This window comes from Mycobacterium sp. NGS40, from assembly GCF_059812735.1.
Genome location: NZ_JCALDG010000019.1, coordinates 15,158 through 36,323, shown reverse-complemented (window position 1 = coordinate 36,323; position 21,166 = coordinate 15,158). Strand labels below are relative to the sequence as shown.

Annotated in this window: 16 protein-coding genes and 3 pseudogenes; 9 read left to right on the top strand and 10 right to left on the bottom strand. The window is 65.6% G+C overall.

From position 1 onward, the window contains the following. Positions 1-29: 29 nt before the first annotated feature. A complete protein-coding gene (pcrA, locus tag AC5Y5O_RS24535; RefSeq protein WP_500027831.1) occupies positions 30-2,369 on the bottom strand; it encodes a DNA helicase PcrA in 2,340 nt (779 codons plus the stop codon). 299 nt (positions 2,370-2,668) lie between these two features. Here pcrA and AC5Y5O_RS24530 point away from each other — a divergent pair, with 299 nt between their 5' ends. Both AC5Y5O_RS24530 and pgi read left to right on the top strand, forming a co-directional pair. Further along, entirely contained in the window at positions 2,669-2,992 is a 324-nt protein-coding gene (locus AC5Y5O_RS24530; protein ID WP_279304562.1) for a chorismate mutase, read from the top strand. 110 nt (positions 2,993-3,102) lie between these two features. Then, positions 3,103-4,767: a glucose-6-phosphate isomerase gene (pgi, locus tag AC5Y5O_RS24525; protein ID WP_096289930.1), complete on the top strand. Its 1,665-nt coding sequence runs from the start codon at positions 3,103-3,105 to the stop codon at positions 4,765-4,767. Here the strand turns inward: pgi and AC5Y5O_RS24520 are convergent. Next, positions 4,764-5,348 carry a TetR/AcrR family transcriptional regulator gene (locus AC5Y5O_RS24520; protein WP_165796503.1) on the bottom strand — a complete coding sequence of 195 codons (585 nt, stop codon included), beginning with the start codon at positions 5,346-5,348 and terminating at the stop codon, positions 4,764-4,766. The genes pgi and AC5Y5O_RS24520 overlap by 4 nt on opposite strands. Before the next feature lie 91 nt (positions 5,349-5,439). Here AC5Y5O_RS24520 and AC5Y5O_RS24515 point away from each other — a divergent pair, with 91 nt between their 5' ends. Beyond that, on the top strand, positions 5,440-6,759 hold the full coding sequence (locus AC5Y5O_RS24515) for an oxygenase MpaB family protein (protein ID WP_096289932.1): 1,320 nt from the start codon (positions 5,440-5,442) through the stop codon (positions 6,757-6,759). A 1-nt stretch (position 6,760) separates the two neighbouring features. On the opposite strand, the gene AC5Y5O_RS24510 is transcribed toward AC5Y5O_RS24515, so the two are convergent. The 4 genes and pseudogenes from AC5Y5O_RS24510 to cobF all read right to left on the bottom strand — a co-directional run bounded on the left by AC5Y5O_RS24510 (position 6,761) and on the right by cobF (position 9,210). After that, positions 6,761-7,510 carry an SDR family oxidoreductase gene (locus AC5Y5O_RS24510; RefSeq protein ID WP_096289933.1) on the bottom strand — a complete coding sequence of 250 codons (750 nt, stop codon included), beginning with the start codon at positions 7,508-7,510 and terminating at the stop codon, positions 6,761-6,763. A gap of 41 nt (positions 7,511-7,551) precedes the next feature. After that, a complete protein-coding gene (locus AC5Y5O_RS24505) occupies positions 7,552-8,022 on the bottom strand; it encodes a zinc finger domain-containing protein (RefSeq protein ID WP_243394221.1) in 471 nt (156 codons plus the stop codon). Between the two features lie 150 nt (positions 8,023-8,172). Next, positions 8,173-8,415 (bottom strand): annotated as a pseudogene (locus AC5Y5O_RS24500) (DNA-formamidopyrimidine glycosylase family protein); the annotation flags it as partial. Between the two features lie 42 nt (positions 8,416-8,457). After that, positions 8,458-9,210, bottom strand: coding sequence for a precorrin-6A synthase (deacetylating) (gene cobF / locus AC5Y5O_RS24495; RefSeq protein ID WP_096289935.1), 753 nt, complete (start codon positions 9,208-9,210; stop codon positions 8,458-8,460). A gap of 125 nt (positions 9,211-9,335) precedes the next feature. On the opposite strand from cobF, the pseudogene AC5Y5O_RS24490 reads away from it, so the two are divergent. Continuing rightward, positions 9,336-10,181: pseudogene (locus AC5Y5O_RS24490) on the top strand (AurF N-oxygenase family protein); the annotation flags it as partial. 50 nt (positions 10,182-10,231) lie between these two features. Here AC5Y5O_RS24490 and AC5Y5O_RS24485 read toward each other — a convergent pair. Further along, positions 10,232-10,336 (bottom strand): annotated as a pseudogene (locus AC5Y5O_RS24485) (hypothetical protein); the annotation flags it as partial. Between AC5Y5O_RS24485 and AC5Y5O_RS24480 the strand changes: the two are divergent. From AC5Y5O_RS24480 to AC5Y5O_RS24470, 3 genes are all read left to right on the top strand, one after another. Next, positions 10,289-11,506: a DUF4873 domain-containing protein gene (locus AC5Y5O_RS24480; RefSeq protein WP_500027829.1), complete on the top strand. Its 1,218-nt coding sequence runs from the start codon at positions 10,289-10,291 to the stop codon at positions 11,504-11,506. The pseudogene AC5Y5O_RS24485 and the gene AC5Y5O_RS24480 overlap by 48 nt on opposite strands. A 257-nt stretch (positions 11,507-11,763) precedes the next feature. Beyond that, positions 11,764-12,537, top strand: a complete 774-nt coding sequence (locus AC5Y5O_RS24475; protein ID WP_243394176.1) for an STAS domain-containing protein — start codon at positions 11,764-11,766, stop codon at positions 12,535-12,537. A gap of 98 nt (positions 12,538-12,635) precedes the next feature. Further along, a complete protein-coding gene (locus AC5Y5O_RS24470) occupies positions 12,636-13,502 on the top strand; it encodes an LLM class flavin-dependent oxidoreductase (RefSeq protein ID WP_096289937.1) in 867 nt (288 codons plus the stop codon). A gap of 3 nt (positions 13,503-13,505) precedes the next feature. On the opposite strand, the gene AC5Y5O_RS24465 is transcribed toward AC5Y5O_RS24470, so the two are convergent. The 3 genes from AC5Y5O_RS24465 to AC5Y5O_RS24455 form a co-directional block, all read right to left on the bottom strand. Further along, a complete protein-coding gene (locus AC5Y5O_RS24465; RefSeq protein ID WP_207768624.1) occupies positions 13,506-14,306 on the bottom strand; it encodes an enoyl-CoA hydratase/isomerase family protein in 801 nt (266 codons plus the stop codon). Between the two features lie 141 nt (positions 14,307-14,447). After that, positions 14,448-16,382, bottom strand: a complete 1,935-nt coding sequence (locus AC5Y5O_RS24460) for a fumarylacetoacetate hydrolase family protein (protein ID WP_500027827.1) — start codon at positions 16,380-16,382, stop codon at positions 14,448-14,450. Next, complete coding sequence (locus tag AC5Y5O_RS24455) at positions 16,379-18,646, bottom strand: ATP-dependent DNA ligase (RefSeq protein WP_500027826.1); 2,268 nt, start codon at positions 18,644-18,646, stop codon at positions 16,379-16,381. Before AC5Y5O_RS24455 ends, AC5Y5O_RS24460 begins: the two co-directional genes overlap by 4 nt. Before the next feature lie 130 nt (positions 18,647-18,776). Between AC5Y5O_RS24455 and AC5Y5O_RS24450 the strand changes: the two genes are divergently transcribed. Then, complete coding sequence (locus tag AC5Y5O_RS24450) at positions 18,777-20,300, top strand: mannitol dehydrogenase family protein (RefSeq protein ID WP_500027824.1); 1,524 nt, start codon at positions 18,777-18,779, stop codon at positions 20,298-20,300. Beyond that, positions 20,297-21,154, top strand: a complete 858-nt coding sequence (locus AC5Y5O_RS24445; RefSeq protein WP_500027823.1) for an HAD family hydrolase — start codon at positions 20,297-20,299, stop codon at positions 21,152-21,154. The genes AC5Y5O_RS24450 and AC5Y5O_RS24445 overlap by 4 nt, the downstream gene beginning before the upstream one ends. Positions 21,155-21,166 lie beyond the last annotated feature (12 nt).

The following is a 21,166-nucleotide window of genomic DNA, read 5'->3' as shown; positions in this document are numbered from 1 at the left end:
CGCTGTGGCCGCACGCTCGGCGCAATGGTTCAGAGCTTGCTGACCGGCGCGTGGTTGTGCATCAGCTTGACCCGCCCGGAGCTGCCGAAGTCGATCAGCGACATTGCCGATTCACCGACTCCGGACACTTCTTCGACGCGACCCAGCCCGTACTTGTCGTGGGTCACGCGATCGCCGGGCTCCAGCACCAGTAGCGGGCGCTTGCCTGCCCCGGAGCGGGTGGGCGCCGCGCGCGGCGTTCCGAACCGTCCGGCCCCGCTCACCGGCGCGCTGTACGACGGGGCCGGCGCGGTGCGCCGCCACTCCATCAGTTCTTGCGGAATCTCTTGCAGGAAACGCGATTCGGGGTTCAGCATCGGCTGCCCCCAAGAGGAACGCACAATCGCCCGGCTCAGATACAGCCGTTGCCGGGCGCGGGTGATGCCCACGTAGGCCAGCCGCCGCTCCTCGGACAGCTCGGTCGGGTCGTCGAGCGCCCGCATGTGCGGGAACATCCCGTCCTCCCAGCCGGTGACGAACACCACCGGGAACTCCAGACCCTTCGCGGTGTGCAACGTCATCAGCGTCACCACGCCGGCCGCATGCTCGGGAATCTCGTCGGTATCGGCGACAAGTGACACCCGTTCCAAGAATTGCGCCAGCACACCGGTCTCGGGCACGTCTTCGTCCTCCGGCGCCTCATCGAGCGCGGCGGCTCCCCCGGTTTCTAAGGCCTCGTCAATGCTGAATTCGTGTGCGACGCTGACGAGTTCATTGAGGTTGTCCAGCCGGGCCAACTCCTGCGGATCGGTCGAGGACTCCAGCTCCCGACGGTATCCGGTCCGTTCCAGCACCGCCTCGACCAGATCGCCGAGGTCGTCATCGAGGTGGCCCCGCAACTCGTCGAGCAGCTCGACGAATCCCGAAATCGCCTTCTCCGCACGGGAATTGAGCATCGGAACTTTACCCTCGGCGGCCGCGACCAACGCGTCGGCGAAGCTGGCGCCGGTGTTCTCGGCGTAGACCGCCACGCACGCCTCGGCGCGGTCGCCGATACCCCGGCGCGGGGTGTTGAGGATGCGCCGCATGCTGACCGCATCGCCGGGGTTGTCCAGCACCCGCAGGTAGGCGACGATGTCGCGGATTTCCTTGCGCTCGTAGAAGCGCACCCCCCCGACAACCTTGTACGGGATGCCGGCGCGGATGAACACCTCCTCGAGCGACCGCGACGAATTGTTGGTGCGGTAGAAGACGGCCACATCGTTATAGGTAATTTCGCCCTGCTCGGCGAGCGCGTCAATTTCTTGCGCGACGAACCGGGCCTCGTCGTGCTCATTGTCGGCGACATAGCCGACGATCAACTCCCCTTCACCGGCGTCGGTCCACAGCCGCTTCTCCCGGCGCCCGGAGTTGCGCGCGATCACCGAATTGGCCGCCGAAAGTATGTTCTGCGTCGAGCGGTAATTCTGCTCCAGCAGAATGGTGGTGGCGTCGGGGTAGTCGCGTTCAAACTCCTCGATATTGCGAATGGTGGCGCCCCGGAACGCGTAGATCGACTGATCCGCGTCGCCGACCACACATAATTCCGCGGGCGGCACGTCGTCGTCGGACGAATTGGCGTCCCGGCGCCCGACCAATTCCCGCACCAGCACATATTGGGCGTGGTTGGTGTCCTGGTATTCGTCGACCAAAACGTGGCGGAACCGGCGGCGGTAGTACTGAGCGATCTGCGGGAAGGTCTGCAGCACCGCGACGGTCTCGCCGATCAAATCGTCGAAGTCCAGCGCGTTGGCCGCGCGCAGCCGGCGTTGGTATTCGCTGTAAACCGAGGCGACGGTGTGAGCCAAGTCATCGGATTCGTCCGTGAGTTTGGCCACAGCCTGGTCCGGATCGATCAGTTCGTTCTTCAGGTTGGAGATCCCGACGGCGAGCAGTCGCGGCGAGTACCGCTTGATGTCCAGACCCATGTCGCGCCCGATCATCTGCAGCAGGCGCCGCGAGTCGTCGGCGTCGTAGATGGAGAAGTTCGAATTGAGACCCTTGATCAGGGAGGCCTGGTTGCGCAGGATGCGAACGCACGTCGAATGAAAGGTGGACACCCACATCGCGCGAGCGCGGTTGCCGACCAGCCGCACCACCCGTTCGCGCATCTCAGCGGCGGCTTTGTTGGTGAAGGTGATCGCGAGAATCTGCCCGACCCCGACGCCGCGTGCGGCGACCAGATAGGCCACGCGGCGCGTCAGCACCGCGGTCTTCCCGGAGCCCGCGCCGGCCACGATCAGCAGTGGCGAGCCCTCGTGGACGACGGCCTGGCGTTGTTGCGGATTGAGTCCGTCGAGCAGCTGGTCTATCTCGGCGGCGAGCTTGGCATCGGTTGCGTGCACAGTCATGTCCGCCTCAATTTACCGCCGACCACCGACGGCAAGTGCCCAGGCCACGGCCGCATTGCGGGGTCGAACGGGATCAACTTTTCGTTTTGCTCCCGCGTGTCCGTGGGTGTGGCACACTCGTTACATGGACAATACGCAGCTCCATCGCCGCCTCTCGATCCTCGAGTGGCGTCGCCGATTTTTCTGTGGGTACCGGCCCGCGGTGCCCATGGTCTAGCTGTGATTGCTAGAGCCCTGTGGTCCGCCTTCCGGATTCAGGGCTCGAACTTTTTCCAGAGCGAGAAACGTTTTCAAGCCGAATAGCGAACAAGACGAAAAGAACAACACAAAACAACACGGGGGTAGCAGGGATGAGCGTCGAGATGATCGACATTGAACAGTTGGCGAACATTGAAGAGTTGCGCCTTGAGATCGACCGGCTGGATGCCGAGATTCTTGCGGCCGTCAGAAGGCGTGCCGAAGTTTCGCGGGAGATCGGCCGTGCCCGGATGGCGTCCGGGGGGACGCGCCTGGTTCACAGCCGGGAGATGAAGGTCATCCAGCGTTACAGCGAGCTCGGCCCGGAGGGCAAGGACTTGGCGATGCTGCTGCTGCGCCTGGGCCGGGGCCGGCTCGGCCACTGACAATCCCCGACACCGAGGATTTTTTACCGCGAATTTCTGCTATTCCCGCGGCGAATCGTGCTGCCCGCCAGCGGTGGCTGTGGCCGGTGACTCGGCACTAGGGTCGAACCATGACCTCCGTGCTCACCATCCCCGACATCACCGCCACTCCGGCGTGGGACGCCCTGCGTAGGCATCACGAGCAAATCGGCGAAACCCACCTGCGCCAACTCTTCGACGACGACCCCGATCGCGGTCGCGATCTGGCGGTGACGGTCGGCGACCTCTACATCGACTACAGCAAGCACCGCGTCAGCCGTGAGACGCTGCGGCTGCTGGTCGAACTGGCGCGCGCAGCCAACCTCGAAGAGCGCCGCGATCAAATGTTCTCCGGCGTGCACATCAACACCTCGGAGGATCGCGCGGTTCTGCACACCGCGCTGCGGCTGCCCCGGGATAGCGAGTTGGTGGTCGACGGCCAAAATGTCGTCGAGGACGTCCACAGCGTGCTGGATGCGATGGGCGATTTCACCGATCGGCTGCGCAGCGGCGAATGGACCGGCGCCACCGGCGAGCGAATTCGCACCGTAGTCAACATCGGCATCGGGGGTTCGGATCTGGGTCCGGTGATGGTGTATCAGGCATTGCGCCATTACGTGGACGCCGGAATTTCGGCACGTTTTGTCTCCAACGTCGACCCCGCGGACCTGGTTGCAAAGCTTGCCGATTTAGACCCCGCGACAACCCTTTTCATCGTCGCGTCCAAGACGTTCTCGACCCTGGAAACGCTCACCAATGCGACGGCCGCGCGCCGCTGGCTGACCGACGCGCTCGGCGACGCCGCGGTGTCGAAGCATTTCGTCGCGGTCTCGACGAACAAGCGCCTGGTCGACGAGTTCGGTATCAACACCGACAACATGTTCGGGTTCTGGGACTGGGTCGGCGGACGTTACTCGGTCGATTCGGCGATCGGCCTGTCGGTGATGGCCGCGATCGGCCGGGAGGCCTTCGCCGATTTCCTGTCCGGATTCCACATCGTCGACGAGCACTTCAGAACCGCGCCGCTGGAGTCCAATGCGCCCGCCCTGCTGGGCCTGATCGGGCTGTGGTACTCGACCTACTTCAACGCCCAGTCCCGCGCCGTGCTGCCCTACTCCAACGACCTGGCCCGCTTCGCCGCCTACCTGCAACAGCTGACCATGGAATCCAACGGCAAGTCGGTGCGTGCGGATGGCACACCGGTTACCACCGATACCGGTGAAATCTATTGGGGCGAACCAGGAACCAACGGTCAGCACGCCTTCTACCAATTGCTGCACCAGGGCACCCGGTTGATACCGGCCGACTTCATCGGCTTCAGCCAACCCACCGACGACCTGCCCACCATCGAAGGCACCGGCAGCATGCACGACCTGTTGATGAGCAACTTCTTCGCGCAGACCCAGGTGCTGGCATTCGGCAAGACCGCGCAGGAGATCGCCGCCGAGGGCACGCCCGCCGACGTGGTGCCGCACAAGGTCATGCCCGGCAACCGGCCGTCGACTTCGATTCTGGCCGAACGGCTTACGCCGTCGGTGGTGGGACAGCTGATCGCACTGTACGAGCATCAGGTGTTCACCGAGGGCGTGGTGTGGGGCATCGACTCGTTCGATCAGTGGGGTGTCGAGCTGGGCAAGACACAGGCCAAGGCGCTGCTTCCGGTGCTTACCAGCGACACCTCCCCGGCGCCACAGTCGGACAGCTCGACCGACGCCCTGGTTCGTCGTTACCGGACCGAACGCGGACGAGTCAGCTAGGCGTCTGCGGCAGTCGGGCTCATCACGTCGGACCCGAGTCGCCGCACAAAGGTGCGAAGCCGTTCCACGGTCGCGGTCTGCGGGTCAGACAGGTGTAGTCGCAGCAGTTCGCGACCGGAGGCGTGCAGGATCCGGGCCGTGTATTCGGGATCGTGCACCTGCGGGTTGATGCGCAGCAGTTCGCGGACGAAGAACTCGAGCACGACGGCTTCGGACTGGGCCAGGCGGGCATACAACTGCGGCGGCGCGCCCTGCGGCGGGAACATAAACAGCCGCCACGTCGCCGGGTGGGCGTCGACGGCGGCCAGCACCCCGTCGAACGCAAGCACGAGCGACTGATCTTCGGCGACGGTTTCCAGTCCAGAGATCGCCTCGGCGAACTGGGCGCCGGCCCGCGCCGCCTCGCGGTCGATCAGCTCGACGAACAGCCCGGCCAAGTCGCCGAACTTCTGATAGATCAACGACCGGTCGATACCGGCTTGGGCCGCGATGCGTTGTGGCGTCGCCGCGTGGAAGCCTTCGGCGTCGACGATCGCATGCGCGACGTCGAGGATCTGCTCGCGGCGCTCCTCGGCGGTCATGCGCCGCTTGGGGCTGACCACAGTCACGCTTGACAGCATAACTAACAAATTGTGAGTATTACTCACTAACTGTTAGTTAGCGGAGGTTGTGATGGTCACGTACTACCCCGAACTCGCGGAGAGGGTCCGTAGCCAGCGCGATCTGCAGCCCGAGCTCTACGGCAACTTCGACTTCGACCAGCGGCCCGATCGCCTGGCCACCGAGCCCGACGTCGACACGGCTCTGCCCGCGTGGGTCGCCGACCGGGAGCCGATCCTGCAGGACGACCGCGTCGTCGAGTTGATGAGCACGGCGACCTTACTCGGCGATGTGGTCGCCGATCCCTATGCGGCGCTGATGAACACGCACAGCGTCACGCACCTGATCGACATGCTCAAGACGGCCTGCCGCCACGGGCTCGACGCGGTGCCCGACGCACCCCCCGAGCTGGTGTCGTTCATCGCCGCGATGGAGGCGACCCCGCGGTGGATCGACTTCGACCTGGTGCGCGAAGGTGCTCGGCAAGAACGCATTCCGGCGGCGCTGCTGGCCCCATTCATCACCCGCGGTGCCTTCGTCGCGACGTTCACCAACACCTACGCCGCGCTGCCGATGGCTCTGACCGGAGCCCTCTCGGGCAAGCGGGCCGCCCGACGGGTCAACGAGACGGCCAGCTTCTTCGCCGTCACCACCCTGCCCGGTGCACTGGACCGCTACGGCCCCGGATTCGAAGCCGCGGCGATGGTCCGGCTGATGCACTCGATGGTCCGCTACAACGCGCTGAAGAAATCCGACAAGTGGGACGTCGCCATCTACGGTATGCCGGTGCCGCAGGTCGACCAGATGCCGGCCGGGATGATCGGCCAGTATCTGTTGGCGCGCAAGGCAAGACAGCAAGGCCGCACCGAATTCACCGCCGAAGAACGTGCCGTCGTCGAATTCGCCCGGTATCGCTGCTTTCTGCTCGGCCTGCCGGAAGAACTGCTGCCGGCCGAACCCGCCGACATCATCCACGTCATGCATGCGCGCTCGGCATTGCTGCGGCACGGATTCGACAAGATCTGCCAGGAGCTGGTGCGCGGCACCATGGCCGCGTATCTGCGCCCCGACACCACGCTGTTCGACCGCTGCGCCGACGCGGTCGAAAAGAGTTTCAGCAAGTTCACTTTCGTGCGCACGTTCTGCGGCGGCAATCGCGACGTCGCTGAGGCCATGGGCGTCTGCCTCGACCCGACGGATCTGCTGCGCATCGCGCTGACCGCGCCGTTCATCCTCGGACGGTTCACCGCGGTCAGCCACGCCAGTCGCATCCCCGTGCTTCGGGACATCACGGACGCCTACGTGATCGGGCTGCTCAAGCTGCGGCTAAAGACCTACGGTAAGCCCGAATTCACCAGCGACGCAACACATTACACACCCGTACCGCACTGAATCAGGCGAAGGGTTTGGTCAGCGGCGGCGGCAGCACCCGCAACAGCTGCACCAGCGGCGCCCAGGGCCAGCGCGGCACCACGGCGCGGCCGGGCTCGCGCTCGATCGCGGCCACCAGTGCCCGAACGCCAGTTTCGTTGTCCACCATCAACATTGTGCTCGCCGATTTCGCGGTCATCTCCGACTCGATGTAACCGGGCTCGATCGACGAAATCTTGATGGGGCCCTTGGCGTACTCGGCGCGCAGCGACTCGCCCAGCGACGTCAGTCCGGCTTTGCTTGCGCAGTAGGCGGCTTTGACGCCGGGGACGCCCTTGTTGCCGAGGACCGACGAGATCAGCACCAGGTGGCCCGAGCCGCTCTTGTTGAACATCTCGAGAGCGGTTTCGATCTGCACGAGCGCGGCCAGCAGGTTGGTCTCGATGGTCTTCTTGTTCGCCCACAGCTTGCCGCTTCCCAGCGGCGCCCCGCTGCCGATCCCGGCGTTGACGATGATGCGATCGATGCCGCCCAACTCGTCGCTGAGCTCCGCGAACACCTTCGGCACCTGCTCGTGCTCCCGGACGTCCAGCGCGGCCACCGCGACCTTGATCGACGGATACTGCTGCGAGAGCTCGGCTTTCAGCTCATCGAGCCGGTCGGTGCGACGGGCGCACAGCGCCAGATCGCGCCCTTTGGCGGCGAAAGCACGCGCCATGCCGGCGCCCAGGCCGGAACTGGCCCCGGTGATGAGGATCTTCTGGCGTGTCACCCGGGCAGCATATCGACAGGTGTCAAGTTCGCCACGATCGGCTACTTGAGCAGCCGTGACATCCGCCGATCGGCCAGCACCTTGCCGCCGGTCTGACACGTCGGGCAGTACTGGAAAGACTTGTCCGCGAACGACACTTCCCGCACGGTGTCGCCACACACCGGGCAGGGCAGCCCGGTGCGGGCGTGCACCCGCAGCCCGGAGCGCTTCTCCCCTTTGAGCATCGCCGCGCCTTGGCCGACGGAGCGGTTCACCGCGTCGGTCAGCACCGAGATCATCGCGTCGTGCAGGGTGACGAGCTGTTCGCGCGTCAGCTTTCCGGCCGTGGCGAACGGCGACATCTTGGCGACATGCAGGATTTCGTCGCTGTAGGCGTTGCCGATTCCGGCGATCACCTTCTGGTCGGTGATGACGGTCTTGATCCGCCCGGTATTGCCGGCCAGCACCACGGCCAGGTCGTCGACGCCCAGATCCAGGGCGTCCGGGCCCAGCGCGGCGATGCCCGGCACCACCTCCGGGTCGTCGACAAGCCACACTGCCAGCCGCTTCTGGGTGCCGGCCTCGGTGAGGTCGAAGCCCGGCGCCTCGCCCGGCGTGCCCAGGTGCACGCGCAGCGCGATGGGTCCTTTACCGGGCCGCAGCGGGGCCGCGGCCAACTTGTCCGACCAGCGCAACCAGCCCGCGCGGGAAAGGTGGGCGATCAACAACAGATGGCCGGCCTGCAGCCCCAGATACTTCCCCCACCGGTTGGCCCCGGTGACGGTGAGGCCGTGCAGCGCGCTGATCGGCGGATCGAAGGTTTTCAGGACCGACAATGCCCCGACATCGACGCGGCCGATCGTCGAGCCGACGGCATGGCGCCGCAGATGGTCGACGAGCGCTTCGATCTCGGGCAGTTCGGGCATCTATTCAGTTTGCCGACCGCAGCTGTGACGTGTCCATCGAACTCAGGATGGCCGTAATAAGTAGGTATCCATGATCCAGCCGTGCCGTTCGCGGGCCTGCGAACGCAGCGCCACGATGCGCGACCCCACCTCGCCGACGGTGCCCGCGACCAGCACCTCGTCGTCGGTACCCAGGTAGGCGCCCCACCAGATCCGGGTGTCGGCGGGGCAGGCCGCAAACGAGCAGTCCGCGTCGAGCATCACCACCGTCGAGCCCGTCATCCCGTGGGTGCGTAGCTGGCGGCCGGTGGTGATCAGCACGGGTTCGCCGACGTCGTTGAGCGGGATGCGGTGCCGGGCGGTCAGCGCCTGGACGGCGGTGATGCCCGGGATGACGTCGAAGGTGAAGTCGATCTCGGCCACGACCGCGTCCAGAATCCGCAGCGTGCTGTCGTACAGCGACGGATCCCCCCAGGCCAGGAACGCCCCGACGCCGTCTGGGCCCAGCTCGGTGGCGATGGCCTGCGCCCAGATCCGGGTACGTGCCGCGTGCCAATCGGCGACCGCGTCCCGGTACTGGCCCTGCTCGTCGCCCGGGCTGGACCGCTTCGGATCGGGCAATTCCACGAAGCGATAGCCGGGTTCGCGGATGAACCGCGCGCAGATCTCCCGTCGCAGCGCGACCAGATCACTTTTCGCCTGGCCCTTGTCCGCCGCGAAGAACACCTGGGTGTCGTTGAGCGCCTCGATCGCCTGCATGGTCACGTAGTCGGGGTCGCCGGCGCCAATGCCGATCACGTGGATATGCCGACTCACCCGCTACCTCCTCATGCCTCGTTCCCCGCCACATTGCCGAATCGCAACCTCGAACACCTAGTCGGGGTCGCAAGTACCCAGTACCATGGGTACCGTCTGAAGCACCCGATGAAGGGACGCCAGCGATGACCCGCGCCGAGACGATGCAGGGCGAAGCGATGAGGAGGAGCGGCGCTGTGACCGCTGCGGTGAGGCCGGGCGGGCCGAGTCGTGAAGAGTTCTCGGAGCGGTTACTGAAAGGCTCCGTCAAGAAGTCCTACGAGCCGATCGTCGACATCGACTGGGATGCCCCGCTGGACCCGGACAAGTTCTATCTGCCGCCCCGGCTGGTCTCGCTGTACCACACGCCGATGTGGGACGAGATGAGCCGTGAGCAACAAATCGAGCTGTCCCGCCAGGAACTGGTCAATACGCTGTCGGCCGGAATCTGGTTCGAGAACATGCTCAACCAGTCACTGCTGCGCACGATCCTGCACGAGGACCCGACAAGCCGGTCCACGCACTACAAGCTGACCGAGCTGGGCGACGAAACCCGGCACATGGTGATGTTCGGCAAAGCCATCGAGCGCATCGGCGCCAAGCCGGTACGCCCCCGGCGGCTGCACCGGATGATCATCAACACGCTGCCACTGTTTTTCCAGCGTGGCTCGATGCTGTGGATAGCCGCCCTGATCGGTGAAGAGATCTTCGATTCACTGCAACGCCAGATGATGGACGATCCGGAATTGCAGCCAATCATTCAGCGGCTCATGCGTATTCACGTCACCGAAGAGGCCCGCCATATCCAGTTCGCCCGCGACGGCGCCCGCAAGCGCGCACAGACCATGCCGCGATTCAACAAATTCTTCATGGCCAACATCAACGGGCTCGGCGGGTATTTCTTCCGTTTTCTGTTCAGCAATCCGATCCCTTACGCGCGGACCGGGCTGGATCCCGCACGGGCGCGGGCCATCGCGCGCAGCAGCCCGCACCGCAACGACGTCCAGGCAGCCGGATTCGCCCCGCTCGCAGCGTTTTTGACCGAGATCGGCCTGCTGGGCCCGATCGCGCGTCGCGCTTGGAAGCGCACCGGCTTTCTGTGAGCCCGACGCAGGTCATCGTTATCGGCGCGGGAGCGCCCAGCCACGGTGTCGCGACCGAACTGCTCGCGGTGGGCCTCACCGACGTCGTCGTCCTCGATGAATCCCCGGTGGTCAGCTCGCGATTCGACGACGGCACCCACGCCTGGGAGTTGCGCACCGCCGCGGGCGAGACGCTGCACGCCCGGGCGGTCGTCGCGGTCGATCGATCGATGTTCGTCGCATGGACGCCAGAGCTGGCCGGGCGCAATGACTTTCGCGGTATCTCGTTTCACGCGGCGCAGTGGGACGCCGATTTCGATCCGACCGGCAAGCACATCGCGGTCGTCGGCACCGACTCCACCGCCGGCCACCACCTGCCGCGGCTGACCGCGGCGGCGGCCTCGGTCACCGTCTTCGCGCACCCGCCGCGCCGGATCGTCGCCGAAATGCCCTTGCCGCCAACCCGTGTCAGGCGGTGGCTGCGCCGCAAAGCCCTGGCATCCTTGGGCCGCAGCCAATCTCGACCCACACGCGTGGCGTCGCCCATCGCCGCGATCACCGCGTCGGGCATTCGCACCAGCGATGGTGTCGACCACCGCGCCGACGCGATCATCTACGGCACCGGGTTCACCATCAGCGATCAGGCGCCCGCGCTGATCGGTAGCGGCGGATTATCGCTCGAGCACAACTGGGCCGACGGCACCGAGCCCTTTCTGGGCGTAGCGATACACGGTTTCCCTAACTACTTCACGATCACCGGGCCCGATGTCGTCGCGCAAACGCGCTATGTCGTCGAGTGCCTCGCGTTGTGCAAACGCAGCGAGAGCACCCGTATCGAGGTATTGCGCAGTAGTCAGCAAGTCTTCAACGAACGCGCACATTTCCAGCCCACCCCGCCATTTCGGGTGACCTCCGCGTTCGATTTGTCATCCGGTGCGGCCGACGATGCGATATACGACGGCGGCGCGACGCTGACCATCGCCGGCACGTCCCTTCCGGTACGGGTGCGGCTGGCCGGGCGCCTCGATCCGATCGACGGCCGTTACCACTGGCAGGGAACGCTCTTCGGCTCCCCGGCCCAGCCCCTGCCGGACGAAGCGTTCAAGCAGATCCGTACGGCGACGCTGACGGTCGGCGAACGCAGCGCGGCGGCCCGCATCGTCGAACAGACACCGTGGGGCACCCACGCGGTGGCCGGTGTGGGTACTCCCCCCTTTGCAATGACGAATTCCTGACGGCTCCGATTCTCTCGTCTGGTGGCATCGATGCCACTGAACTAACGTGAGAAGTCTCTGCCGCCGGGGGGCGGTTCCTGATTCGGTTTGCCGGATGGGAATTCGAGGGAGCAGGAGATGGAATGCCGGATCGATACGTTCGGTTACTTTCCGACCGCGCTAGGATTCGTGTGCCCTAACCGCAATTAGGACACGCGCCCACAAACCGCTGCATCACGGAGCGCGATAAGCAGGGATAATGTCCTAGACGGAAAGGAGTGCCTCTCGTGAGTGCGGTAGCTGAGTCGCCGAGCTCGCTGGCCGTTGCGACTCGGACGGAAGACTCGATCGCCGTCCTGACCGTCGGCGGCGTGCTTGACGCCAGCAACTTCGGGGCGCTGCGCGAGAGCATCTCAAAGGCAACGCTGGACGAGCCGACGGCCGTCATCGTCAACATCAGCGAACTCAAGGTGCCCGCGGAGTCGGCATGGTCGGCCTTCATCAGTGCCCACTTGCAGCTGGGCACTCAGACAAGGGTTCCGATTGTGCTGGTCAGCGCGCAGCGCACGACCCGCGATGCGCTCACCCGCAGCGAGGTTGCGCGCTTCATGCCGGTCTACTCGACGGAAAAGGCGGCTATCAAAGCGCTCGGCAAGCTCACCCGTCAGACCATCCAGCGGGCCGATTCCGTGTTGCCCGCGAACCTGACCAGTCTGCGCGAATCACGCCGGCTGGTCCGCGAGTGGCTGACCGAATGGAAGCAATCCGGGCTGATCCCAGTCGCGCTGGTCGTCGTCAACGTGTTCGTGGAAAACGTGCTCGAACACACCGGCAGCGTTCCGAAGATGCGGATCGAGACCGACGGCGAAACCGCGACGATCGCGGTATCCGACGAGAGCACTTCGGCGGCCGTGCGGCTGCCGTCGCCGGACAAAGGCATCGATGTGTCGGGGCTGGCGATCGTCGACGCGCTGTCGCGCGCCTGGGGCAGCACGCCGACGGCGTCGGGCAAGACGGTCTGGGCCGTTATCGGCCCCGAGAATCAGCTGTAGCCGGGTCGCTCCATCCCGTTGTGTAGGACCCCGCCCGCAAGCCAAACTAGAACACGTTCTAGTGTCGTGTGACGGCCCCCACAAGGAAGGCGGATGACGTGCGGTTCACCTACGCAGAGGCGATGACCGACTACCGGTACTACATCCCGCTGGCCCAGGCCGCTGAGGCGGCCGGGTACCACGCGATGACGATCGCCGACAGCATCGCCTACCCCTTCGAGTCCGACTCGAAGTATCCGTATACGCCCGACGGCAATCGCGAATTTCTGGACGGCAAGGAGTTCATCGAAACCTTCGTGCTGACAGGGGCATTGGGCGCGGTGACGACGAAGCTGCACTTCAACTTCTTCGTCCTCAAGCTGCCCATCCGGCCGCCGGCGCTGGTGGCCAAGCAGATCGGATCGCTGGCCGCGCTGACCAACAACCGGGTCGGCTTCGGGGTGGGCACCAGCCCCTGGGTCGAGGACTACGAGCTGTTGGGTGTCCCGTTCGCCAAGCGCGGCAAGCGCATGGACGAGTGCATCGAGATCATCCAGGGCCTCACCTCAGGCGATTACTTCGAATTCCACGGCGAGTTCTACGACATCCCCAAGACGAAGATGACACCGGCTCCCACCGAGCCGATCCCGATCCTGATCGGCGGGCACGCCGACGCCGCGCTGAAACGCGCCGCGCGGCTGGACGGCTGGATGCACGGCGGCGGTGACCCGGAGGAACTGGACGCGCTGCTCGCCAAGCTCAAGCGGTACCGCGAGGAGGCGGGCAAGACGGGCCCGTTCCAGATTCACGTGATCTCGGCCGACGGTTTCACCGTGGACGGCGTCAAGCGACTGGAGGACAAGGGCGTCACCGACGCCATCGTCGGGTTCCGCATCCCTTACATCATGGGAACCGACACCGAGCCGCTCGAAGACAAGATCCGCAACCTGGAGTGGTTCGCGGAGAACGTCATCGCGAAGGTCTGACCGTCACAGCGGATCCCAGTGCGGAGCCCGCTTCTCCATGTGCGCCTTGGCGGCCTCGACCGGGTTGTTCGTGAAGCCGCTGAGGATCTGAGTGCGGTTCTCGATCTCGATGGCGTGCCGCAGACTGGGGGCGTCCAGCGCGGCGTTCAACCCAATCTTGGTCTGCCACACGCCATAAGCGTTATTCGCGGCGATCTCGCGGGCCTTGCGCAACGCCGCAGGCATCAGGTCGTCCGGCGCGACCACCTCGTGCACCAGCTTGATGCGGTAAGCCTCGTCGGCGTCGATGATCCGGCCGGTCAGCATCAGCTCGCGCGCCACGCCCGCACCGACGATTTTCGGCAGCAGGTAACTGGTGCCCATGTCCATCGAGGAGAAGCCGGCCTTGATGAACACCGACCCGAAGCGGGCCTGCTGCGACGCCACCCGGATGTCGCTGACCAACGTGAACGCCAGGCCGCCGCCGACCGCGACGCCGTTGACCGCCGCGATCACGGGGATGTTCAGTTCGTAGATCCGGGTGTAGAGGCCGGCCAGCCGCACCTGCGCGTCGTAGTTGACCTTGAACGCCGGAGTTTCCGGGCCGGCGGGCCTGGTCCAGGGCTGGCCGGTGCCGCTCAAATCGGCGCCGGCGCAGAATCCGCGTCCGGCACCGGTGATGATCGCGACCCGGTACTGACCGCTGTTGAGCACGTCCAAGGCGGCGTCTACGCCGTCGATCAACGACCCGTCAATCGCGTTGAGGCGCTGCGGGCGGTTCAGGGTGATACAGGCGATGTTGTCCTCGAGAGTTTCCAATTCCACGGCAGGCATAGCGAAACCGTATGCGACGCCGTTATCCGCCGAACAGGCACATCGGCTTCGTGACAGCCACGCGTTAGGCCGCGAAACTGTAACTACCGACGGCCGCTCCCGGGATACGCGTCGCCAGTTACAGTCTCGCGGCTAAGAGCGTTTGGCCAACCATTCGGCCTGCATCACCAGCAACGCCATCGTCTCCAATTGCGGTGTGTCCGGGTCGAGTTCGCGATAGCACTGGTAGACGTTGACTACCACTCGCTCGGCGTCCAGCCAGGTAGCGTACTCGCCGAGATCGATGGTGTCCGCGGCCTGGGCCCACGACAGACCCCTGTCATGTGCGGCCTTGGCCTGATCGGCAACGTGCACGAGATAGCCACGGACAGCACGGATCCCATCCGGGTCCGTCACCGGACCGTGCCCGGGTACCACCGTCGCGGCGTCCAGCGCGATCATCGCATCGCAGGCCGCGATCCAGTTGTCGATCGGGCCCGCCCACACAATCGGGGTGCAGCCGATGAACAGCAGATCGCCACCGAACAGCACCCCGGCGTCGGGCACATGCACCACGGAGTCCGCCGCGGTGTGCGCCGGACCCAGATTCAGCAGCTCGATCCGCCGGCCGCCGACCTCGATGGACAGCTCACGCTCGAAGGTCTGGTCGGCGTTGCGCACCTGGATGCCACTGAAGTCGAAGGGCCCGAACCGGTCTCGCGTGTACGGCGTCGCCACGGGTCCGAGATTGGCGGTCTGCACCATGGCCAGCATGGCGGGTGCCATCCCGTGCTCGATCTCGTCGGCCGTGCCCTGCGCGGCGATGATCCGCACCGACGCGTCGAGCAGTTGGTTGCCGTGGGTGTGGTCGCCGTTGGAGTGGGTGATCAGCGCGTCGGTGATCGGCGCCCGCTCGGTGAGTGGGCCCATGGCCGTCAGCATTTCGCGGGTCAACGCCAGGTCGAAGAGGGTGTCGACCAATAGTGAAGCGCCGTCACCGCTGACCAGACCGGCGTTGCTCCAGCCGTAGCCCCCGTCCGGCAATGTCCACGCCCACACCCGATCACCGACCTCGTGCAGCCCGCGGGTGTAGGGCACCCGCGCCGGCGCCCGGTTGACCCGGTTCGGCGCGGGCGCGGCTGCCGGATTGGCCCGGGGAGCCAACGGGTGCGGCGGGATGCTGGCCCGAACGGTCTGGCGCGTCTCCCCCAAACCCTGCACCCGCAGCGCGACGACGTCACCGTCACGCAGCCAGCCCGGGAAGGATTCCAGATCGGCCAGGCTGAGATGCTCGACCAGCGTGCAGGTGGGCACCGTACCGGAGCCGATGACGTCACCGGGCATGAGCGCTACACCGCGTGAGACGTAGGAGATGACTTCGCCGAAGCTCCAATCCATTTGGGCCGTCGAGCCGGAGCCGATCACGTCGTCGTTGACCAGCGCGGTGACCTGCAGGTCGAGCTTGCCGCCTTGGCGATACCGCTCGAGCTCATCGGGTGTCACGAGGTAGGGGCCCAGCGTGACTCCGCTGTCTTTGCCCTTGCCCTGCCCGATCGCCAGTTGGCTCTCCAACTGCTGCAGGTCGCGCGCGGACCAGTCGTTGAAGATCGTGTAACCGATGATGGCCCGCTCCGCCTCGTCGACGGTCAGGTCCTTACCGCCGGTCCCGATGACCACGGCAATCTCCAATTCGAAGTCCTGCCAGGCACTTCCGGGTGCCATCGGCGCATCGTCGTAAGGCCCCAGAACTGTTGCCGGACAAGCGAAATAGAAGGCCGGTATGCGATACCAGGTATCGCCGAGTTCACGCCCGGCACCCAGGGCCGCCTGGCAATTGCGCATATGGTCCAGGAAGCACAGCGAGTCACGGATCGACGGCGGGTTCGGGATGGGCGCCAGCAATGTCACATCGTCGAGCCGCGCGGCGGCGCCGCACCGCAACGCCTCCTCGCCGGCCTGCCGCAGGCCGTCTTCCCCGCGACCGACCAGGTCCAGCAGGGTCACCCCCGGTGGAGCAGCATGGATCTCGTCGCCGGACAGCACACCGGCCCGCTGCCCGCCGGCATCGCGGTAGGTCAGCCATTTCATTCGCGTACCACCTCACTTGGTTCCTTGTCCGGCCTCAGCCCGCGCCAACTCGATTGGCGCAGCCGGTTGTCCGGGGTCCATTCGCTGTAGCGCACCTCACCGACCAGGACCGGCTCGACGTAGGTCACGCCGCGGGCCTCGCTGCGGGGAAGCGTTGGAGTGAAGGGAGATTGGTCGGTGTGCAGCGGCGCCAGGGTCTTCTTCAGGTTCGCCAGGTCACGCTCGGTGAACCCGGTACCGACGCGACCCGCGAAGTGCAGGCCGCCGTCGACCGGAATGCCCATGAGCAGCGAGCCGATGCCGCTGCTACGCCCGCCCTCCCCGGCCTTCCAGCCGCCGATGACGACCTCCTGGGTGTTCCAATGCTTGTCCTTGATCCAGGACGCCGAGCGTCGGCCCGGCTGGTAGGTGGAGTCGCGCTTCTTGGCGACCACACCCTCCCACCCACGCTTGCCGGAATGCTCGAGCGCCTGCTTGCCGTCACCCGGCAGCAACTCGGGGACGATGAGTTCACTGCCACTTCCCAGTGTTTCCAATAACTTTCGGCGGTCTCGATAGCGGGCCCGCAGCAGGGAACGCCCGTCGAGATACAGCACATCGAAGGCCCAGAATTCCACGCGGCTACCCCGGCCGCGGTTCTGCATCGCGTGAAAGCTCGGCACCCCACCGGCGTCCAAGACCACGGCTTCGCCGTCGAGCACGACATGATGATCGGCCAGATCTTTTGCCAGCGAACGTAAATGGGGATATTCGTCGGTGACCTCGCGGCCGCGCCGGGACCGGACCCGCAGGGTGCCGTGGTCGATTTCGACCAGCAGTCGGTAGCCGTCCCATTTGCCTTCAAACGCCCACTGGCCCGCCTTGCACGCCGCGACGGAGCCGTGAGTGGCGAGCATGGGCGCTATCCCGTCGAAGTCGAATACCTGCTGGTCCTTCATCCGGTGTGCCAGCCATTGGTCGCCGTTGGTTTGAATCAGCGCGTAGCGACCGGATATTCGGCTACCGTGCAGGTTGACGATGACTTCACCTTTTTCGGCGGAGTCATTGAACTTCTCGGCCTCGTAGGTGCCGGCGTCCCAGATGATCACCTTGCCGGCGCCGTACTCGCCCTTCGGGATGGCGCCCTCGAAGCTGCCGTATTCCAGCGGGTGGTCCTCGGTGTGCACCGCGAGATGGTTCACCGATGTGGTGTCGGGCAGATTTTTCGGCACAGCCCACGACACCAGCACGCCGTCACGTTCCAGCCGGAAATCGTAATGTAGCCGGCGGGCATGGTGTTCCTGGATGACGAATGTATTTCCCCGTCCCGCAGTGGGTTTAGCGTGAGGAACGGGCTCCGGCGTCTTGGCCGCGTCGCGCATGCTGCGGTACTTGCTCAGCCGGTCCGCGACGGGAGCGTCGGCGTCCAGTGCCGCCAGCAGATCTCCGTCGCGGGCGACGCGGGCCAGCACCTCGTCGTAACGCAGCTGCCCCAAGCCCGGGTCGTCAAGTTCGTCCCAGGTGCGCGGTGCCGCGACCGTGGGATGTTCGCGGCCCCGCAACGAGTACGGCGCGATGGTGGTCTTTGCGCCGTTGTTCTGGCTCCAGTCCAGGAAGATCTTGCCGTCCCGCAGACTCTTCGTCATCGTCGACGTGACCAGCTTGGGCATGGCGGTTTCCAATTGCTGGGCAACACGTTTGGCCAGCACCGAGGCGCCGCGGCTGCTCACCGGCTTCTCCAGTGGCGCGTAGAGGTGCAGTCCTTTGCTGCCGCTGGTGAGCGGAAAGGTCGTCAGCCCGATGTCGGCGATCAGGTCGCGGACGGCGCGGGCCACCTTGGCCAGCTGCGCCATCGTGACGCCCTCGCCCGGGTCCAGGTCGAACACCAATCGTGTTGCGGGACCGGGCTTGAGTTCTTCGGCCTTACTGCGGGTCCACTGCGCAACGAACCTCCACTGCGGCACGTGGACTTCCAGCGCCGCCTGCTGCGCGATCCAGGCCAGCCCGTCGACACTGTCGATGATCGGATACGTCGTCGTCCCGGACCGGTGCGAAATACTGGCGCGCGGCAGCCACTCCGGAGCCGAGGCAGCCAACTGCTTTTCGAAAAACGATGACTGCTCAACACCATTGGGCCACCGCTTACGGGTGGCCGCACGTCCGGCGATATGCGGCAGCATCACCTCCGCGATGCCGGTGTAGTAGTCGAAAACGTCGGACTTGGTGGTGCCGGTCGCGGGGTAAAGCACCTTATCGGGGTTCGTCAGCTTCACCCTCAGTGCCATGAGAGTCAACCTACGCGTTTCTGCGTTGTTAACTCCGCTGACCGCCGATTATGGCTCGGTGTCGTCGATTTCTTTGTGACATCAACCACGGAGCGATTAGACCCGTGGTCGCCTCGGGCACAGATGGACAATGTTTGATGTCACTGCGCCCTGGCGTCGAAAAAGCGGCGTCCCGCTAAGCGACGCGACCTTACAACTGCATTCGCAGCGCGTTGACGTGCCCACCTACGATAGGTCGGCGCTGCAGCGTGGTGTGGTTCACATCGGTGCGGGCAACTTCCACCGCGCACACCAGGCCGTCTATTTCGACGACCTCGCCCGCTCAGGCATTTCCGACCGGTGGGGCGTGACCGGCGTCAGCCTGAACTCCCCAAACGCCAAAGACCTGCTTTCGGCGCAGGATGGGCTGTACACGGTCGTACAGCGCGGCCACGACCGCCAGAATGCCCGCGTGGTCGGCTCGATCGGCTCCGTCCACTACGCACCGAATGACGGCGCGGCAGTCCGCGCCGCCCTGGCCGACCCGCAAACCCGCATCGTCAGCCTGACCATCACCAACAACGGATACTTCCTCAACCCGGTCACCGACGAGTTCGACGCCGAGCACCCCGACGTGCGCGCCGACCTGGTCGCGTCCGACGGGTACGCCACCGCGTGGGGCTATCTGGCCGAAGCTCTCGACCGTCGCCGCCGCGCGGGCGTCGCACCGTTCACCGTGCTCTGTTGCGACAACATTCCCGGCGATAGCCAGCCGGCGCGAACCGCGCTGGTGTCGTTCGCCGCCTTGACGGACCCCGCGCTCGCGCGCTGGATCGACACGTATGTCGCGTTCCCGTCGACGATGGTCGACCGCATCACCCCGCAGACCTCCAATTCGGAGTGCAAGTTCGTCGAGCAGACCTTCGGCGTGGCCGACAAACTACCGGTCGTGACCGAGCCGTATCGCCAATGGGTGATCGAGGACTCGTTCTGCAATTGGCGTCCGCCGCTGGACCTCGTCGGTGCCGAATTCGTGGCCGACGTTCGCGACCACAAGCTGATCAAGACCCGCCTGCTCAACGGATCCCACATCGCGCTCGGGTGTCTGGCCACCCTGGCCGGGTACCGGCGCACCGACGAGGCGATGCGGGATCGGGTGATTTTCGGCTACGTCGAGAAGCTGCTGCGTGACGAGATTCAACCGCTGCTGCCCGCCGTCCCCGGGATGAACACCCCCGACTACCGGGCCACTTTGCTCGATCGGCTGAGCAATCCCCGAATGAGCGATCAGTTGTCGCGGCTGGCTCGACGGGGAACCAGCAAGATCGCCCAGTTTGTGATGCCCTCACTGGAGGAGGCGATTGCGCAGGGCAGGCCGCACACGCTGCTGACGTTGGCTGTTGCCGGGTGGGCTCGCTACATGCGCGGCCACGACCTCGACGGGCGCAAAATCAGCCTCGAGGACTCGCAGGCGATTCCGGTGGCTAGGTTGGCCAACATGGCGAGCAACAACCCCGATCCGCTGCTGGGCCATGAAATGTTCGCCGAGGTGCGCCGGGTTCCCGGTTTTGCCGAGCGCCTGGGCGAGATGATCGCCGATATCGACGAGCGCGGTGTGGTGCCCACGCTGCGGGACGCGATGCGCGCGGACGAGCGGGAGTTGGTGTCGCGATGAACGGCGGACTGACGCTGGTGCACAGCTTCGAACCGGCACCGGTAACGACCTTGCTCTGCGACGCCGACGACAACTTGTTTGCTTCGGAGCGACCTGCGTTCGAAGCATCAACCGAGGTGGTGAATCGTTTCCTGGCCAGGTTCGGCGTAACAGCCCCGCTCAGCGCGGAGGAGTTGCGCAAGCGGGCGGTCGGGAAGAACTTCCGAACCACCGCGCTCGACCTGGCGGTGCAGTGCGACGTCCCGCTCGAGCAGACGCTGGCCCAGGGCCGTCCCGCGGCGCTGGTCGCCTCGGACGGCGACTTGGCCGGCGGCAACGCGTTGTCGGTCGACGAACTCGAGGGGTGGGTGCGCGAGGAGCGTGAACGAGTCACCGCTCATCTGGCTCTCACCCTGACACCCGATCCGCAGGTGCTCGAACCCTTGCGCGACCTCGCGGCGCATTACGCCCTCGCGGCGGTCAGCTCGAGTGCCACCACGCGGCTGGGCGCCTGCTTCGCTGCCACCGGCCTCGATGCGCTGATATCGGAGTCGGTGACCTTCAGCGCGGAGGATTCGCTTCCGGTGCCGACCAGCAAACCCGACCCGGCGGTGTACCTGCATGCCGGCCAGACGCTGGGCGTCGCACCCGAACAGGGTCTCGCCATCGAAGACTCCGTGGCAGGCGTTTCTTCCGCGGTGGCAGCGGGCTACCCCACCGTCGGTAACCTGATGTTTCTACTACCTGACGAACGGGATTGCCGCCGTGCGGAATTGATCGACGCCGGCGCAGTCGCGATCACCGAGTCGTGGCGTGCGCTGGCCGATTTCCTGCTGCTGTCGGCGGTGCCGGCCGGAGGTTCCCCGCTCGCGTAGGGGGGCGACGGC